The sequence below is a fragment of the Micromonospora sp. NBC_00617 genome (assembly GCF_045161355.1).
GTDB lineage: Bacteria > Actinomycetota > Actinomycetes > Mycobacteriales > Micromonosporaceae > Micromonospora.
Map to the genome: position 1 here is coordinate 3,971,613 of NZ_CP107751.1, position 16,141 is coordinate 3,987,753.

Consider the following 16,141-nt stretch of genomic DNA (forward strand, 5'->3'; position numbering starts at 1 on the left):
CGATGCGTAGCGACTGGACTGCTCTGCCGGAGAGTGTCACGGCAGGGATCGCCGGACGGGTCGGCGGAACCTTTGACGTCACCTCGGCTTCCAGTGGCAACCACGTCGAGATCGCCTCGACGGTGACCGGACCCGCCGGGCGGATCTTCGTCAAGGCTGCCTCCGGCGAGCTGAGCGTTCGGTCGCTGCGCTACGAACTCGCGGCCACCCGAGCCATCGACCGGCACCCGCCCGCGGTCCTGTGGCAGTTCGAATCCGATGGCTGGCTGGTGGTGGGGACCGAACATCTTGCCGGTCCCCACCCGGACCTGTCACCCGGCAGTAGGGACCTCGATCTGCTCCTCGCCGCGCTGAAAGCACTTCAAGAGACGCCTGCGCCTGGCGAGATGTGGTTCACCCCGGCAGCCCGGCTCGGGTTCGCGCACCCGGCGATGAATGGCGAGACACTTATCCACTCCGACCTCAACCCGGCCAACTTGATCGTGACGCCACTCGGCCTACGGATCGTCGATTGGGCGTGGGCAACCAAGGCCGCCGCATGGGTCGAACTCGCGCTGCTCGTCCAGTGGCTGATCGGCAGCGGCTACAGCGCGAAACAGGCAGAAGAGTGGCTAACCCAGCTTCCCGCATGGACGGCGACCGACCGTCAGGTCCTTGACCACTTCGCCGCAAAGAACGCAACAAAGTGGGCCGTCAAGTCCCGGCAGAGCGCCGAGCTCTGGGTACACGACCTCGCCTTGTGGACCGGCGAATGGGCCAACCATCGGACCTACCGCCGCCGGTCAACCCATGCGCCATAACCCGGGGCACCCTCTCGCCGCGCGGCACCGGCAGCGGTCGGCCCAACTCCTCAACTAGCCAGCAGGTCCGCTCGGGACCGCACATCAGGTCACTCAACCGGACAGGTTCATGGCGGCCCGAGCCGAGAACCAGGCGCGCTGCTCCCAATCTGCTCCCAATGTAAGCGGCACATACGGCGAAGCCCATTACCGGATAGTCCGGTAATGGGCTTCTGACCTGCACAAACTGAGAGTGGGCGATGCTGGTATCGAACCAGCGACCTCTTCGGTGTGAACGAAGCGCTCTCCCACTGAGCTAATCGCCCTCAGCGCCGTTGACTCTACCCGATCGTGGAACGAGACCGGAAATCCGGGGTCAGTGCGTCGCGAGGTACTGCATCGCCTCGGCCACCACGTCGATGCCGAAGCTGAGCTTGAGGGAGAGCCAGACCACCGCGCCGACGAAGACCAGGCCGACGGCGCCGAGCACGAAGCGCAGCGGCAGCGACTGTCGCGTCACCCAGCGCGTCCAGCCGTGCACGTGCCGGCGGGTGAAGCCGAGCAGTCGGCGGGCCCAGTGGAACTCGACGGCCCAGATGCCGAGGCCGGCGATGACCAGGAGCCAGCCCGGCCCGGGCAGCGGGATGAGGGCGATGCCGATGGTGACGACCAGGGCGCCGGCGATGGCGATAAAGATCTTGAGGGCGACCCGGCCGGTGGGGTTGGCGCGGATCAGGTCGAGGGTCGTCGAGATCCGCTGCCGCCAGTGGGGTCGCCGCGGCGGCTCGCCGACGACGAGGACACCGCCGGTGCGGCCCGTGTCGGGCGTCGACCGTCCGGGTCGCTCGGGCTGCTCCATCGGCACGTCGTACCCCCGCTTTTCGGCTGCTCGGACCGCGACTTTCGGCGGACCGGACGCGGCCACCGGATCCACTGAGGATCGGTTCGTGACCATTTCACCCCCCAGTGTCGCTCGGGCCCGTCACTGCAACGGCCGACTGGACGTTACCGGAGTAAGTCGACGACTGAGCCACCCGACGCCGGGCGGAATCACGCACTGGGCAGAACCGGAAATCCTACATGAATGCTCACATTCACGCGGCCTTTCCGTCCCCCTTCCCACCACTGGGTGAAGTCAGCGTATGGCGGAGCGTAGCCAGGAGTAGCACCTGAGTATGGGAAAAGCGGGACACGCGCGTTCCGCAGCGGTGCCGGGGGGAGAACGTCCATGAGTGTCATCCGACCGACGACCGTAGAGGTCGAGACGTCGCTAAGGCTCGTCGCACCTGACGCCACCGCCTTGCCGGTGCGTGCCAGTCTGCGTTACGACCCTGCTGACCCGTATGCGGTCCATGTCCTGTTCCATGCCGAATCGGCCGGGGGCGAGGCGGTGAGCTGGTCGTTCGCTCGCGAACTTCTGGTCACCGGCCTGGACGAGCCGGCGGGCATCGGCGATGTGCGGGTCTGGCCCTGGGCCACACCGCGGGGCGACTTCGTCGCGCTGGCCCTCTCGTCACCGGACGGCAACGCCCTCTTCGAGGTGCCGCGCAGCGTCCTGGTGCGTTTCCTTCGACGGACGTACGTCGTCGTCCCGCGCGGCCGCGAGGCCGAGCACCTGGACGTCGACACGGCGGTGAACCGGCTGCTCGCCGGTCGCTGAGTACCGCCCGAACGGGCAACACCGGCCAGACAGGGCCGCGCGGATCTGCCGAGTCCGCGCGGCCCTGGCACACCCGGGGGTACGCGGGCAGCCCGACCGGGGGTCGCCGGCGCTCAGCCGTGGGTGGTGATGCCGCCGTCGACGGGGATGACCGCGCCGGTGAGGTACGCGCCGGCCCGCGAGGAGAGGTAGATGGCGGTGCCGGCCATGTCCTCGGGGCGACCGATGCGGCCCAGCGGCACCTGCTGCTCGATGGCGGCCCTGCTTGCCGGGTCGTCGAGGGCGAACGCCATCATCTTGCTCTCGAACGGGCCAGGCGCGATCGCGTTGACGGTGATCTGCTCGCCGGCCAGTTGGTGAGCGAGGCTGCGCGTGAGCATGTGCACTGCCGCCTTGGTGGCCGAGTACGCGTACACCTCCAGGAACGGCACCCGGATGCCGTCGATGGACCCGATGTTGATCACGCGGGCGGGGTCGTCGGCGCTGGCGGCGGCGCGCAGCGCCGGCAGCAGCGCGGTGGTGAGCCGGAAGACGGCCTTGACGTTGACCGCCCAGAGCTTGTCGAACGCGGCCTCCGGGTAGTTTTCCAGCGGGGCGCCCCAGGTGGCGCCGGCGTTGTTGACCAGCACGTCGAGACGGTCGACGCGCTCGCGGACGGCGGCGGCGAGGGTCTCGGCGCCCGCGTCGGTGCCCAGGTCGGCAGGGATGGCGTCGCAGTGGCCCTCGGCGGAGAGTTCCTTGGCGACCGCCTCGCACACGTCCGCCTTGCGGGACGAGATGATCACGCGAGCGCCGGCTCGGACGAAGCCCTGGGCGATCATCAGCCCGATCCCCCGCGATCCGCCGGTGACCAGGACCGTCTTGCCTTCGACCGAGAACAGCTGCGTCATGCCCATCCCATCGCGTGTCGGCGGGTCCGCCGGACGGTCGGGCGGACGGCGGGTGCCTGGCGGCCACGGGCCGCACGGCGTACCGCCGGGTAACGTAGCCCGGCCGAGGGGATCGCGACAAGCCTCGACGCCGCCGCGCACCAAGATCGGGATGCGGTGACCTGCGGTTCGGGCTACCGTCGCAGGCGATGGTCTCCACCGATCCCTCCCCCGCGCCATCGATCGGCACGGCGTCACCCGTACCCGACGAGATTTCCACGTTCGCACTGGCCGACCTGGCCGGTGACCCCGGCTGGCGGCGGCCGGTGTTCGTCGAGCGGGAGCTGTTGATCCTCACCACCCGGGGTCACGGCGACGCCGAGCTGGATTTCCACCTGTTGCCGTGCCGACCCGGCACGCTGCTGCGGGTCCGCGCCGGTCAGGTGCTGCGCTGTGCCGGCCCACAGTTCGACGCGACGGTGGTCGGCTGGACCGCCGAGGCGCTGCACGGCCTGGCCGTCGACCCGGACGCCCCGCCGACCTGGCGGCAGTTGGCCGGCGAGGACGAGGACGCGGTGATCAACGAGGTGAGCCAGTTGGCGGTGGACTGCCAGCGGCACGGCGGCGGCCCCGCCGGTCGTGCGCTGCTGCGCCACCAGCTCGCCGTGCTGCTGCTGCGGCTGACGCTGCCCGGTCTCGCCCGGTCCGGGCACCGGCCGGAGGTCGAGACGTACCAGCGGTTCTGTCGGGAGGCGGAGCACGGCTACCAGGTGACCCGGCGGGTCGAGGACTATGCCGCCGCGCTCGGCTGCTCGGTGCGGACCCTGACCCGAGCCTGCCTGGCCGTGACCGGTCGCAGCGCCAAACAGGTCATCGACGAGCGGGTCGCGTTGCAGGCCGCGCGGCTGCTCGCCGCGAGCGACGAACCGATCGCCGAGATCGGCCGTCAGCTCGGCTTCTCCGAGCCCACCAACTTCGGCCGGTTCTTCACCCGCGAGATCGGGGTCAGCCCGGGGGCGTTCCGCGCCGCCCGCGATCAGCCGGCCACCGGCCGGGTCGTCCGACCCCGACCGGCGGTCGAGCCGACGGGCGCCAACGGCGGACGGTTCCGCTCCGGCGCCGCCGTCGAACCGGCCAACGGCGGTCACGCCACCCGGTCCGGGAAGCCCACCGGGCCGGGCGGCCGGACCGGGCGGGCATGATGGCGGAGTGCAGATCTCCGCGCGCGGCGACTACGCGGTACGGGCGGCGCTGAGCCTCGCGACCGCGTACCCCTCGCTGTTGTCCACCCAGGCCATCGCCGCCGAACAGGACATGCCCCGCAAGTTCCTGGAGGCGGTCCTGGCCGATCTGCGCCGGGCCGGCATCGTGCGCGCCCAGCGCGGCGCCGAGGGTGGCTACACGCTCGCCCGTCCGCCCCGCGAGGTGACCATCGGCGCGGTGCTGCGCGCGGTGGAGGGCCCCCTCGCAGGCGTACGCGGCCTGCGGCCGGAGCAGACCCGCTACGAGGGCGCGGCGGAGAACCTGCCCGGCCTGTGGGTGGCGGTACGCGCCGCCGTGCGGCGGGTCGTCGACGAGGTGAGCCTCGCCGAGATCGTCAGCGGCCGGCTGCCCGCGCACGTCCGCAAGCTCACCGCCCTGCCCGACGCGTGGGAGCCCCGCTGACCCTGGTCGCTGCCGCGTCGGCGGTCGACGAGGAACTCGCCGGGGCGCACCCCGAGGGTCACCTGGTCCAGCGCGGTGATCGCGCTCCACGCGTTCCCTCCGTCCACCAAGGGGTTGGACCGGTTGGTGAAGATGTCGGACGGCGTGGGCGGCACGCCCTTCAGCTAGCCCTCGGCGGCGAGCCAGTCGATCCAGGTGCCGAACTCCTGCCCGCCGATCACCCCGCCGCGCCCGGCGACGCCACTGCTCTTCCAGTACGCGAGGAGCGACGGATCCTCGTTGCGGCCGCGATTGGCGATGATGTCGCGCATCCGGGCGACCACGGTCTCCCGGGGCTGCGTGCGGGCCCGCTCGACAGAGCGTGTCGGGCCGTGCCGCGCCACCGTCCACCCGGGACGACGAGGGTTTCGGATTTCGCCCGTTCGGGAATGTTCGATCTCGACACGGCAGGGAACGGTGACGAGGGGAGACCTCCGATGGGCCTCATGTTTCGCAAGCGCAAGAAGTACGGTCCGATCATCCTGAACTTCACCGAGAACGGCTTCTCCTCGTGGAGCATCAAGATCGGGCGCTGGTCCTGGAACTCGAAGGCCCGGGCGCACCGCGTCGACCTGCCGGGTCCGCTGTCCTGGAAGCAGGACAAGTCCCGGTCGTAGCGTCCCGGGAGTCGAGCGGGGTGCCGGTGATTCACCGGCACCCCGCTCGGCGTCCAGCCCCACCCGCCGCGCCCAGCCTCGTCGATCTTGCAGTTTCGGTTGTTGTTGTGTGCGGTATCCCCGGTATGCCGGGACAGAAAGTGCAAGATCGCGGAGGGACAGGGGTGCGCTTCAGCGCGTGGGCGTGATGATCTCGTCGCCGGCGAGGCGGCCCGTGTCGCGCTCGCGGCGTACGTCGCCCGCCTCGACCAGGTTGGCTAGCGCGCGGTTGGCGTCCGCGGCACGGTAGACCGTTACGGTGAGGGTGTGCCGGCGCAGCTCGGTGACCGGCCGTGGCCCGCCCCGGCGCAGCTCGGTCAGCAGCTCCCCGGCCAGCGGTTCCAGGGCCGGATCGCCGGCCACGTCCACCGGCGGGGCCGTCGGGTCGGCGGGGTCGCGGTAGCGCACACTGAAGTCCGCGCCGACCGTCCAGAGCGCATCACGCACCGCCTCCAGACTGCGGTCCGAACGGCTGCCGAACGCGACCACACCGGCCGCAGCGTCGGTCGGAGCTGTCGCGTCGGTCGGCAGCACCGGCGCCACCTCGGCGACCAGCGGGAACCCGGCGGCGACGAGGGCCGCACGGGTGACGCCGCCGGCGTGCAGCAGCACCTCGCCGGTGCGGCCGTTGGCGGCGGCGCTGAGCAGGTGCGGGGACACCTCGCCGGGCAGGTCCAGGAAGCAGAACAGCGGCGACCCGGCCGCGCCGGCCGCCTTCACCGCGACCGGCAGCCGGTCGGGACCGCCGGGCAGCAGGTGCACGGTCACCTCGGCAGGCAACTCCGCCTCGATCGGCCCGAGCCGGGCCGGCAGGTCGGCGGCGCCGTCGGACAGCACCAGCACCGTCACCTGTCGACCCCGCACCTGGGCGGCGTGGCCGGCGACCACCCGCAGCACCGCCTCCGCCGCGCCGCCGTCGGCGCCGGCCCAGGCCAGCGCGATGGTTGCCCGCCGGGAGCGGTGCAGGGCGGCGGGCAACCAGGTCGTCACCTGGCGGACCAGCAGCTCACGAAGGAAGTCGGTGGTCCGGTTGGTCGGCATCGGTCCGTTCTACCCTATGGCCGGCTCAGGCCGGCACGGAGATCCCCACGCCGCCGCGGGTCTGCCCGCCGTAGCGCTGCCGCTCGGCGGCCAGGTCGAGCCGGCCGATGCGCTTGCGGGCGGCCAGCGTGGTGGCGTCGAGCCGGTCGGCTGGGACCAGCCAGACCACCTCGAACTCCAGACCGTCCGGGTCCTGGCCGTAGAGGCTCTTGGTGGTGCCGTGGTCGGACGTGCCGACCAGCGCCCCGGCGGTGGTGAGCCGCTCGGCGGTGGCGGCCAGTTCGTCGAGGGTGTCGACCTCCCACGCCAGGTGGTAGAGCCCGACGGTGGCCCGGCCGGCGGTGGAGCGACCGGCGGCCGCGCCGATCTCGAACAGGCCGAGGTCGTGGTCGTTGGTGGAGTCGGGGGCTTGGAGGAAGGTGGCGCCCCGGAAGCCGTCCGGGGTCATCGCCACCGGGCGGAAGCCCAGCACGTCGCGGTAGAAGGCGACGCTGCGGGCAAGGTCACTGACGTAGAGGACCGCGTGGTTGAGCCGGTGGATACCCATGACCCCAGGTTAGCGCCATTTAGTTGAACGTTCAACCACCGCGGGTATGATGGTCGTCATGACCCGCTGGTTGGACCCCGATGAGCAGCGCACCTGGCGGGCGTTCCTCGCCGCCTCCCGGGCACTGATGGACACGCTCGACCGCGAGCTGCAACGCGATGCCGGCATGCCGCACGCCTACTACGAGATCCTGGTCCGGCTCTCCGAGGCCCCGGGTCGGCAACTTCGGATGAGCGACCTGGCCGATGCGGCGGGGTCGTCACGCAGCCGGCTCTCACACGCCGTGGCCCGCCTCGAGGCGGCCGGCTGGGTACGCCGCGAGGACTGCCCCACCGATCGGCGCGGGCAGATCGCGGTGCTCACCGACGACGGTTTCGCCACCCTCGCCGCCGCCGCCCCCGGCCACGTCGAGGGGGTACGCCGACACCTGTTCGACCCGTTGAGCCCGGCCCAGGTCGACCAGTTGCGCCGGATCAGCGAGACGTTGGCCGAGCACCTGACCAGATCCTGACCGATCGGCACCGGCGCGGGTCTTGTACTTACCGTCGTCGGATGAGCACGATGGGGCGTGTCCTCCGGCTTCGACGAGTTGACTGACCAGGCGCACCACCTCGTGTCCACTGGCGACGTGGCCGGTGCGCAACGGCTGCTCTCCGACGCGCTCACCGACGCCGACCCCCGCCCGGCCAACGCCACGCCCGAGCTGGCCGAGGCGGCCAGCCTCCAGGCGCGGGTGCTCGTCGCCCTGGGCGAGCCACACTCCGCCCGAGGCTGGGCCGCCTTCGCGTACGCGGCCACCACCCGGTTGCACGGCCGCTCCGACCCCCGCACCGTGGCCGCCGCGGCCACCCTGGCCGCCGTGCTGCACCGGGTGGGCAGCCATTCCCGGGCCGCCCGGCTGTATCAGGAAGTCATCCTCGAGCTGACCGCGCAGGACGGGCCCGAGTCGCTGCGGGTGCTGGCCGCACACGCCGACCTGGCCACCGTCGAGTACGCCCGGGGCCAGTGCACGGTGGCCCGCGACCGCCTCCAGGACGCCTGGGAGCTGCACCGCGAGGTGTACGGCGACGGTCACCCCAGCGGGATCAAGATGCTGGCCCGGCTCGGCGCCATGCAACGCGACTGTGGGCAGTTCGCCGAGGCGCACGACAACCTGGCGCTGGCCCGCGAGCTGTGCCGGCAGCACCTGGCCGCCGACGATCCACTGGCGTCGCAGGTGGCCGCTCTCGCCCGGGCAGCGGCCAACCCCGACCACGCCTGCGCCGACGACGCGCCCGCCGAGCGGGACGTCCCGGTGGTGCCGGCCGCGCGTACCGCGCCGCACAGCGACCGGCCTGTCGAGTCTGCCTACCACCCACCCGCGCCCCCGCCCCGTCCGGTGGACCCGGGGGTGACCGGTCCGGTCGATCACGACGACGAGGGCCGACCCGTGCACGGGGTCGGCTCGGTGCCGAACCCCCGGGTGCCGGCCGACGAGCCGGACGGGTCGCCGGGCTTCCGCTGGCCACCGGACCCGACGAACGACCCCGTCCCGCACTCCACCGTCGGGCCGGTGCCCCCGTCGGTGGCCGGGTTCACCGGCGGCACCGAGGAGACGTCCGGCGTCTACCGGCTGCACCGCCCGGGCGCATCGGCCCAGCCGGGTCAACCGGCGGAGCCGTACGCGCCGCTGGAGCCGTACACGCCGTCGCGGCTGTTGCCGGTGCCCGTGCACCGGGCGAAGACGTCGCCGCGCAACCGGCTGGTGCCGGTGCTGGTGGCCGGTGTCGTCGTGGTGCTGCTGGGCACGGCGGCGGTGATCGCCGGGGTGGCGCGGGTCGGCGACGGGGACGACCCGAAACCCGGGCCGGACAAAGGCTCCCCCAGCGCCGGCCCGACCGGCACGGGTGCGCCGGCCGCCACCGGCACCGCTGCCGCCGGCACGGCAGCGCCGGTCGCCGCGCCCGGCACCCCGCCCGAGGCGGTTAGTCTGCGCGACAACCGGGACAACATCGTCCTGCGCTGGACGTACCCGGGCGGCGGCGAGGGGCCGGTGGTCGTGTCGGCCGGCCGGGCCGGGCAGGAGAAGACAGCGATCGCCACGCTGCCCGCCGGCACCGACAGCTACATCGTCTACGCGCTGAACCGCGCCAACGACTACTGCTTCACCGTGGCCGTCGTCTGGTCCACCGACACCGTCGCGAGCGCCAACCAGGTCTGCACCCGCCGCCGCTGACGTCCCGACCGGTCGACCACCGTCATGGGGTGTCGACCTACGCGTCCCCGGTCGGCGTCCTCGGAAGCAGCAGACGCACCCGCAGCCCCTGCGGGCCGTCGGCGTCGGTCAGGGTGATGGTGCCACCCGCGCGGCGGACCAGCTCCCACACGATGGCGAGGCCCAGGCCGGCGCCACCGTCGTCGCGGCCCCGACCGTCGTCCAACCTGGTGAAACGGTCGAAGACCCGTCGCCGGTCGGCCGCCGGAATCCCCGGGCCGTCGTCGGTCACCGTCACCAGGTGGTACGCCGCGTCGTCGTGCGGTTCGGCGGTGAGGACCACACTGGCGCGCGCGTGCCGGACCGCGTTGTCGACGAGGTTGGCCAGCACCCGCCGCAGCTCGGCCGCGTTTCCGGCCGTCCACAGCGGGCCCGACGGCGGCACGAGGAGGACCGGCGGCGACGGGTACCGCTCGGCGACCTCGGTCAGCAGCGCGGTCAGGTCGACCGGGCCGGTCCCCCGTGCCGGTGGCATCTCGTCCAGTCGGGCCAGCAGCAGCAGGTCGTCGACCAGCCGGCTCAACCGCTCGGTGTCGGCGAGCAGGTTGACGGTCACCGCGGTCCAGTCCGTGCGGTCGGCGAGCCGTTGGGCCACCTCCAGCTCGGTGCGGATGTTGGTGAGCGGGCTGCGCAGCTCGTGTGCCGCGTCGGAGACGAAAGCGCGCTGCCGGATCCGGGCCGACTCCATCCGGTCCAGCATCCCGTTCAGGGTGACCGCGAGCCGATGGATCTCGTCGGCGGAGGCGGGCACCGGCAGACGGCCGCCGCCCGCGCGGCCGGTGATCTCCTCGGCGCCCCGGCGCAGCGCCTCCACGGGACGCAACGTCGCACCGATCACCCGCCACGCCACCCCGGCCAGGATCGCCACCAACAGCGGGAACGCCACCAGCAGGATGGCGCGTACCACGTGCGTGCTGTGCCGGACGTCGGCCATCGACCGGGCGACCAGGACGGTGAGCGGATCCGCTGCCGTGCCGGCGGGTACGGCGACCACCCGCACCGGGCCGGCGAGCCCGACGCGCTCGGCCGGCACCACCAGACGCTGACGGTGACCGGTGTCCAACCGCTCGGGGCGGACCATCGGGACCAGCCGGTCCGCGTCGATCGAGGCGGCCCGGATCCGACCCTGCGCGTCGATCACCTGGACCCGGACCTGCCCGCCGGCCACCGGCAGCGGGTCGGGCAGCGCGTCCTCGGCGGCGAGCAGGACGACCGCGTCGGCGGTCCGGAACGCCTCGGTGTCCACGGTGCGCTGAAGCACGAAGCCGAGCGCGCCCAGGAGCACCGCCCCGCCGAGGGCCAGCCCGACGGTGAGACCGACCACGCCGAGCGCCGTGAGCCGCCCGCGCAGGCCCAGACCGCGCAGACCCCACCCGGGAAGCCGGCGGACCGGACGGCCGCCCACCGGGTCGGCCGGCGTCACGTCGCCAGCCGGTAGCCGGCGCCCCGGACGGTCTCCAGCCGGTCCCGGCCGAGCTTGCGGCGCAGATAGCCGACGTACACCTCGACCGCGTTGGGCGCCGTCTCCAGGCTGGCGTCCCACACGTGGTCCAGCAGCTCGATCTTGGAAATCACCTGGCCGGGACGACGCATCAGATAATCCAGCAACGCGAACTCCCGCGCGGTCAACGCCACCTCGGCGTCGGCACGGGTCACCCGTCGGCGGGCCGGATCCAACCGCAGGTCGCCGACCGTCAGCACGGTGGGGCGTTCCGGCGCTCCCCGACGCAGCAGGGCCCGCAGGCGGGCCAGCAGCACCACGTACGAGAAGGGCTTGGTCAGGTAGTCGTCGGCGCCGCAGTCCAGGCCGTCGGCCTGGTCGTACTCGCCGTCCTTGGCCGAGAGCATCAGGACCGGCAGCCAGTGCTGCTCGGCGCGCAGTTGGCGGACCAGCTCGTAGCCGGACAGCCCGGGCAGCATCACGTCGAGGATCATCGCGTCGTACCCGCCGTGCCGGGCCGCGTCCAGGCCGGCGGGGCCGGTCGCCGCCACGTCGACCGCGAACCCCTCCGCCTGCAGGCCGCGTTGCAGGGCAGCCGCCAGCCGGGCCTCGTCCTCCACCACCAACAACCGCACGCTCCAAGGGTGCCACCAGGGTCAAAGCCGAAGGCTCGGCGTCCTCAGCGCCTTCACAGCGCCGACCGGGCAGGATGTCTGGCAGGAGGTGCACCATGTCGATCCTGAGAAGCCGTCCCGTCCTGCGCTGGTTGGTCCCGGCTGCCGCTGGCGTCGTCGTCATCGGTGGAGGCGCCGCGATCGGCACGTTCGCCGCCGAAGCGGAGCCGAGCCTGCCACCGCGTACCGCCGCCCAACTCCTGGTGGATCTTCAGACGTCCCGGCTGGAGGGGTTGTCCGGGACGGTCGTGCAGCGTGCCGACCTCGGTCTGCCGCCGCTGGTCGGGCTGATTCCCGGCAACGATCTGACCGCCCTGCTGACCGGTACGCACACCCTGCGGGTCTGGTATTCCGGTCCGGAGCGGCAGCGCGTCGCGCTGGTGGACACCCTCGGCGAGCAGGACGTGATCCGCAACGGCCGGGACCTGTGGACCTGGGAGAGCCGGGGCAACACCGCGCGCCATCGCACGTTGGGCGACGCGGGCCCGACCGGAACACCGGGTTCCGCGGGGACGCCGAGTCTCCCCGCCACCCCGCAGGAGGCCGCCGACCTGGCGTTGGGCGCGATCGATCCGAGCACCGAGGTCAGCGTCGGCCGCTCGGCCACCGTCGCCGGTCGGGACGCCTACGAGTTGGTGCTCCAGCCACGCGACCGCGACTCGCTGGTGCACCAGCTGCGGATCGCCATCGACGCCACGCAGCACGTGCCGCTGCGCTTCGAGGTGCTCGCCAAGGGCAGCGACCAGCCGGCGTTCGAGATGGCCTTCACCCAGGTCGACTACCGGCGTCCCGACGCCGACCAGTTCGCCTTCAACCCGCCGCCGGGGGTAGCCGTCACCGAGGAGACCGCCGAGCGGCCGTCAGTGGGCCGGCCCGCGCCAGCGGCACGCGGCCGAGACCCGCAGGTGCGTGCCGTGGGCGACGGCTGGGCCACCGTCCTGGTCGCGCGCCTGGACGGGGTCCCGGGCAAGGCGGCCGCCGGCAAGCCGGCCGGTGCGGCGCCGGACGCGGACGTGTCGAAGCTGCTCGGCGGGCTGCCCGCGGTCAGCGGGGACTGGGGCACTGGCCGACTGCTCACCGGCAAGCTGTTCAGCGTGCTGCTCACCGACGACGGTCGGGTGCTCGCCGGAGCGGTCACCCCCGAGCGGCTCTACCAGGTGGCCCGCGGCTGACTTCCCGAAGCTCTCGCGCCGGGTCGACCTGATGGTCGGCCCGGCGTTGTGTGACTCGAATCGGCCCGGTCGGCTTGGTGACAGCGGCCGGGCCGCGCTATCTTCAACAATTCGAGGGCACAAAAAAGAACGGCATAAAAGCCGTTCCTGCAGAGCATTCTAATCTTTAGGGAGACGGCTTGTCAAGGCACTCCGGCGGTACCGGTGAATTGCCGCTCGACGACGAGATCGGCCGCGAGCAGGAGTACGTCTCGATGCTCTACGACCGGCTGGACGGGCTGCGTGAGCAGGCCGCCCACCGGCTCACCGCCGAGCTGCGCAACACCGGCGGCACCCTCCAGGACCGCTCCCAGCGCGACAGCTCCGTGGCGATGTACGCCGACCAGGTGGAGCAGTTCTCCGCCGTCGAGAATGGTCTCTGCTTCGGCCGGCTCGACGGCGACGACGACTCCCGCCGCTACATCGGCCGAATCGGGATCTTCGACACCAGCGGCGACTACGATCCGCTGCTGATGGATTGGCGGGCTCCCGCCGCACGTCCGTTCTACCTCGCCACCGCCGCCAACCCGCAGGGCGTACGCCGGCGGCGGCACCTGCGCACCCGCCAGCGCAAGGTGACCGGGCTCAACGACGAGGTGCTCGACATCGACAGCGCCTCGCCGGGCGGGCACGAGGAGCTGACCGGCGAGGCGTCGCTGCTCGCCGCCCTCAACGCCGGTCGGACCGGCCAGATGCGCGACATCGTGGAGACCATCCAGGCCGAGCAGGACCGGATCATCCGCGCCGACCTGCCCGGCGTCATGGTGGTCCAGGGCGGGCCCGGCACCGGCAAGACGGCGGTCGCGCTGCACCGGGCGGCGTACCTGCTCTACACGCATCGTCGGGAGCTGTCCAGCCGGGGTGTGCTGCTGGTCGGCCCGAACGCGACGTTCCTGCGCTACATCTCCCAGGTGTTGCCCACTCTGGCCGAGACGGGCGTGCTGCTGCGTACCCAGGGTGATCTGTTTCCCGGGGTGAACGCCCAGCGCGTCGAGCCGGCCGAGACCGCGGCGCTCAAGGGCCGTGCGGTGCTCGCCGAGGTGCTGGCGCGGGCCGTCCGGGACCGGCAGTGGGTGCCGGACGAGCCGTTGGAGATCGAGGTGGAGCGCGAGGTGCTGACCCTCGACCCGGAGACGGTGCGCGCCGCCCGGGACCGGGTGCGCCGCACCGACCGGCCGCACAACCTGGCGCGGGCGCTGTTCGACGTGGAGATCGTGCACGCGCTCGCCGACCAGGTGGCCGAGCGGATCGGCGCCGACCCGCTGGGCGGGGACAATCTGCTCGACGAGGCCGACCGCGCCGAGATCCGCCGCGAACTGCGCGAGGAGACGGAGATTCAGGCCGCCCTCGACCGGCTCTGGCCGGTGCTCACCCCGCAGCGCCTGCTCGCCGACCTGTACGCGGACCCCGACCGGATCGCCGCCGCCGCGCCGATGCTCACCGACGACGAGCGGGCCCGGCTACATCGCGAGCCGGGCGGTTGGACGCCCGCCGACGTGCCGCTGCTGGACGAGGCCGCCGAGCTGCTCGGTGAGGACGAGCGGGCCGCCGCCGCCCGCCGGGACCGCATCCGCATGATGGAACGGGAGTACGCCGAGGGCGTCCTGGAGATCGCCCGAGGTTCCCGCTCGATCGACGTCGAGGACGAGGCCGAGGGCGGTGAGATCCTCGGCGTGACCGACCTGATCGACGCCGACCGGCTGCTGGAGCGGCAGGAGGAGGCCGACCGGCTGACCACCGCGCAGCGCGCCGCCGCCGACCGGACCTGGGCGTTCGGTCACGTGATCGTGGACGAGGCGCAGGAGTTGTCGCCGATGGCGTGGCGGCTGCTGATGCGCCGCTGCCCGAGCCGGTCGATGACGATCGTCGGGGACGTGGCACAGACCGGCGCGCTCGCCGGGACGCCCTCCTGGGCCGACGCCCTCGCCCCCTACGTGGCGCGGCGCTGGCGGCTGACCGAGCTGACGGTCAGCTACCGCACGCCGGCCGAGATCATGGCGGTCGCCGCCAACGTACTGGCCGAGATCGACCCGGCGCTGCGACCGCCGCGTTCGGTGCGCGAGAGCGGCGTACCACCGTGGGACCGGGCGGTGCCCGACGAGCAGCTGACCGCGGAGCTGGTGTCGGCGGCGACGCGCGAGGCAGCCGGGCTGACCGAGGGGCGGCTCGGCGTCATCGTGCCGGCCAGCCGGGTGGACGCGCTCGGCGCGGCGTTGACCGCCGCGCTGCCGGAGGCCGCGGTGGGCGAGCACCCGGAGCTGGAGAGCCGGGTGGTCGTGCTGACGGTCGCGCAGGCCAAGGGGCTGGAGTTCGACTCGGTGCTGGTGGTCGACCCGGACCGGATGGTGGCGGAGTCGCCGCGCGGGCGCAGCGACCTGTACGTCGCGCTCACCCGGGCCACCCAGCATTTGGGTGTCCTGCGCCCCTGCCGCTGACCGACCGCCGCGCCCCCGCTGACCGACCGGTCGGCGGGGGCGGGCTCACCGTCGGTCAGTCGGTCGAGCGGTCCTGGTTGGACTTGCCCGGCCCGGTGGCGGACGTGGACTGGTCGCTGGTGCCGCCGCCCATCGGGGTGCTCAGACCGCCGGTGGTGGCGTCCCCGGTCGTCGTCGGGGCCACCTTGCCGGGGTGTCGCTCCGGTTGGCGGGCCACCCGACGGACGCTCGCCGGGCCGGCAGTGCCGCCGGTGGTGGTCACCGCGCCCTGACCTCCGACCGGGCCACCGTCGCGCAGCACCTGCGGGTCGACCCGCTCTTTCGCCGGATCGAACGGGTCGTCCCGCTGGATCTGGCTCTCGATGTCGGTACGGGGCACTGTCACCTCGTCGAGGGCGCCCTCGCCGTACACGCCGCCGGCGATCCGGTTCTCGGCCCGCCGGGCGGCCTCCTGCCGCATGTCGTCCTCACGCACGTTCATCACCTCGCAGAAGCTGTGGAACTGACGGCGTGCCCGGTCGCCGGTCGGCCAAACCCGCAGCGCCGGTGTGCCGGGCGGGAAACGGTCAACCGCCCCGATCGGTCGTGAAGTGCCCGCGCCATGCGGGTCGCGCCAGCGCCGTCGTGGCCCCGGCCGCCGTCGATTCTTTCTGGCCGAGGGAGTGTTACCTGGTCCCGGGCCTCGGGTAGTCGGGGGGTGTCCCCGCCGTGAAAGCGAACCGTGCCGTGGCCGAAACGCGGTAGCGGGGCGAGGGAATGCAGGTACGACTCATCGCATCCTGAGGAGGACCAGATGAGCACGCAGGCTGCTTCCACCCGGCCGATGAACCGGCCCATGAACGACCCGCAGAACCCCGCCATGATGCGGGA

17 protein-coding genes and 1 tRNA gene are annotated in these 16,141 nt (G+C 72.7%); 9 read left to right on the top strand and 9 right to left on the bottom strand.

The window, feature by feature from the left end; genetic code table 11:
• Positions 1 to 2 precede the first annotated feature (2 nt).
• The gene (locus OG505_RS18120) at positions 3 to 800 is read left to right on the top strand and encodes an aminoglycoside phosphotransferase (RefSeq protein WP_405425958.1); all 798 of its coding nucleotides are present in this window, start codon (positions 3 to 5) and stop codon (positions 798 to 800) included.
• 233 nt (positions 801 to 1,033) lie between these two features.
• Here the strand turns inward: OG505_RS18120 and OG505_RS18125 are convergent.
• Together OG505_RS18125 and OG505_RS18130 are read right to left on the bottom strand one after the other, a co-directional pair.
• A tRNA-Val gene (locus OG505_RS18125) sits at positions 1,034 to 1,105 on the bottom strand.
• A gap of 50 nt (positions 1,106 to 1,155) precedes the next feature.
• Positions 1,156 to 1,713 (bottom strand): TIGR02611 family protein, encoded by a 558-nt coding sequence (locus tag OG505_RS18130; protein WP_405434562.1) that lies wholly within the window; start codon positions 1,711 to 1,713, stop codon positions 1,156 to 1,158.
• Between the two features lie 294 nt (positions 1,714 to 2,007).
• On the opposite strand from OG505_RS18130, the gene OG505_RS18135 reads away from it, so the two are divergent.
• Positions 2,008 to 2,439, top strand: a complete 432-nt coding sequence (locus OG505_RS18135; protein ID WP_007457244.1) for an SsgA family sporulation/cell division regulator — start codon at positions 2,008 to 2,010, stop codon at positions 2,437 to 2,439.
• 113 nt (positions 2,440 to 2,552) lie between these two features.
• Here OG505_RS18135 and OG505_RS18140 read toward each other — a convergent pair whose 3' ends face one another.
• Positions 2,553 to 3,329 carry an SDR family oxidoreductase gene (locus OG505_RS18140; protein WP_405425962.1) on the bottom strand — a complete coding sequence of 259 codons (777 nt, stop codon included), beginning with the start codon at positions 3,327 to 3,329 and terminating at the stop codon, positions 2,553 to 2,555.
• Positions 3,330 to 3,517: 188 nt separating this feature from the next.
• Between OG505_RS18140 and OG505_RS18145 the strand changes: the two genes are divergently transcribed.
• Positions 3,518 to 4,510: a helix-turn-helix domain-containing protein gene (locus OG505_RS18145; protein ID WP_405425964.1), complete on the top strand. Its 993-nt coding sequence runs from the start codon at positions 3,518 to 3,520 to the stop codon at positions 4,508 to 4,510.
• Between the two features lie 7 nt (positions 4,511 to 4,517).
• Entirely contained in the window at positions 4,518 to 4,973 is a 456-nt protein-coding gene (locus OG505_RS18150) for an RrF2 family transcriptional regulator (RefSeq protein WP_405425965.1), read from the top strand.
• Between the two features lie 164 nt (positions 4,974 to 5,137).
• Here OG505_RS18150 and OG505_RS18155 read toward each other — a convergent pair whose 3' ends face one another.
• A complete protein-coding gene (locus tag OG505_RS18155; RefSeq protein WP_405425967.1) occupies positions 5,138 to 5,284 on the bottom strand; it encodes a hypothetical protein in 147 nt (48 codons plus the stop codon).
• 165 nt (positions 5,285 to 5,449) lie between these two features.
• Between OG505_RS18155 and OG505_RS18160 the strand changes: the two genes are divergently transcribed.
• Positions 5,450 to 5,629 (top strand): DUF4236 domain-containing protein, encoded by a 180-nt coding sequence (locus OG505_RS18160; protein ID WP_030333600.1) that lies wholly within the window; start codon positions 5,450 to 5,452, stop codon positions 5,627 to 5,629.
• A 171-nt stretch (positions 5,630 to 5,800) separates the two neighbouring features.
• Here the strand turns inward: OG505_RS18160 and OG505_RS18165 are convergent, their stop codons facing one another.
• Both OG505_RS18165 and OG505_RS18170 read right to left on the bottom strand, forming a co-directional pair.
• Positions 5,801 to 6,709 (bottom strand): hypothetical protein, encoded by a 909-nt coding sequence (locus tag OG505_RS18165; RefSeq protein WP_405425969.1) that lies wholly within the window; start codon positions 6,707 to 6,709, stop codon positions 5,801 to 5,803.
• A 25-nt stretch (positions 6,710 to 6,734) separates the two neighbouring features.
• Complete coding sequence (locus OG505_RS18170) at positions 6,735 to 7,256, bottom strand: VOC family protein (protein WP_405425971.1); 522 nt, start codon at positions 7,254 to 7,256, stop codon at positions 6,735 to 6,737.
• A gap of 49 nt (positions 7,257 to 7,305) precedes the next feature.
• Here OG505_RS18170 and OG505_RS18175 point away from each other — a divergent pair, with 49 nt between their 5' ends.
• Complete coding sequence (locus OG505_RS18175; protein WP_234581715.1) at positions 7,306 to 7,767, top strand: MarR family winged helix-turn-helix transcriptional regulator; 462 nt, start codon at positions 7,306 to 7,308, stop codon at positions 7,765 to 7,767.
• A gap of 57 nt (positions 7,768 to 7,824) precedes the next feature.
• Complete coding sequence (locus OG505_RS18180) at positions 7,825 to 9,471, top strand: tetratricopeptide repeat protein (protein WP_405425973.1); 1,647 nt, start codon at positions 7,825 to 7,827, stop codon at positions 9,469 to 9,471.
• A 37-nt stretch (positions 9,472 to 9,508) separates the two neighbouring features.
• On the opposite strand, the gene OG505_RS18185 is transcribed toward OG505_RS18180, so the two are convergent.
• Both OG505_RS18185 and OG505_RS18190 read right to left on the bottom strand, forming a co-directional pair.
• Entirely contained in the window at positions 9,509 to 10,876 is a 1,368-nt protein-coding gene (locus tag OG505_RS18185) for an ATP-binding protein (protein ID WP_405434564.1), read from the bottom strand.
• Positions 10,877 to 10,929: 53 nt separating this feature from the next.
• Complete coding sequence (locus tag OG505_RS18190; protein ID WP_405425974.1) at positions 10,930 to 11,586, bottom strand: response regulator transcription factor; 657 nt, start codon at positions 11,584 to 11,586, stop codon at positions 10,930 to 10,932.
• Between the two features lie 95 nt (positions 11,587 to 11,681).
• Here OG505_RS18190 and OG505_RS18195 point away from each other — a divergent pair, with 95 nt between their 5' ends.
• Complete coding sequence (locus tag OG505_RS18195) at positions 11,682 to 12,797, top strand: LolA family protein (RefSeq protein WP_405425976.1); 1,116 nt, start codon at positions 11,682 to 11,684, stop codon at positions 12,795 to 12,797.
• Between the two features lie 254 nt (positions 12,798 to 13,051).
• Positions 13,052 to 15,271 carry a HelD family protein gene (locus OG505_RS18200; RefSeq protein ID WP_405434565.1) on the top strand — a complete coding sequence of 740 codons (2,220 nt, stop codon included), beginning with the start codon at positions 13,052 to 13,054 and terminating at the stop codon, positions 15,269 to 15,271.
• A 55-nt stretch (positions 15,272 to 15,326) separates the two neighbouring features.
• Here the strand turns inward: OG505_RS18200 and OG505_RS18205 are convergent, their stop codons facing one another.
• On the bottom strand, positions 15,327 to 15,746 hold the full coding sequence (locus OG505_RS18205; protein WP_405425978.1) for a hypothetical protein: 420 nt from the start codon (positions 15,744 to 15,746) through the stop codon (positions 15,327 to 15,329).
• Positions 15,747 to 16,141 lie beyond the last annotated feature (395 nt).

Coding starts and splice junctions, on each gene's coding strand:
- OG505_RS18120 (WP_405425958.1), top strand. CDS start 3: ATGCGTAGCGACTGGACTGCTCTGCCGGAGAGTGTCACGGCAGGGATC.
- OG505_RS18135 (WP_007457244.1), top strand. CDS start 2,008: ATGAGTGTCATCCGACCGACGACCGTAGAGGTCGAGACGTCGCTAAGG.
- OG505_RS18140 (WP_405425962.1), bottom strand. CDS start 3,329: ATGACGCAGCTGTTCTCGGTCGAAGGCAAGACGGTCCTGGTCACCGGC.
- OG505_RS18145 (WP_405425964.1), top strand. CDS start 3,518: ATGGTCTCCACCGATCCCTCCCCCGCGCCATCGATCGGCACGGCGTCA.
- OG505_RS18155 (WP_405425967.1), bottom strand. CDS start 5,284: ATGCGCGACATCATCGCCAATCGCGGCCGCAACGAGGATCCGTCGCTC.
- OG505_RS18160 (WP_030333600.1), top strand. CDS start 5,450: ATGGGCCTCATGTTTCGCAAGCGCAAGAAGTACGGTCCGATCATCCTG.
- OG505_RS18165 (WP_405425969.1), bottom strand. CDS start 6,709: ATGCCGACCAACCGGACCACCGACTTCCTTCGTGAGCTGCTGGTCCGC.
- OG505_RS18170 (WP_405425971.1), bottom strand. CDS start 7,256: ATGGGTATCCACCGGCTCAACCACGCGGTCCTCTACGTCAGTGACCTT.
- OG505_RS18175 (WP_234581715.1), top strand. CDS start 7,306: ATGGTCGTCATGACCCGCTGGTTGGACCCCGATGAGCAGCGCACCTGG.
- OG505_RS18195 (WP_405425976.1), top strand. CDS start 11,682: ATGTCGATCCTGAGAAGCCGTCCCGTCCTGCGCTGGTTGGTCCCGGCT.
- OG505_RS18200 (WP_405434565.1), top strand. CDS start 13,052: ATGCTCTACGACCGGCTGGACGGGCTGCGTGAGCAGGCCGCCCACCGG.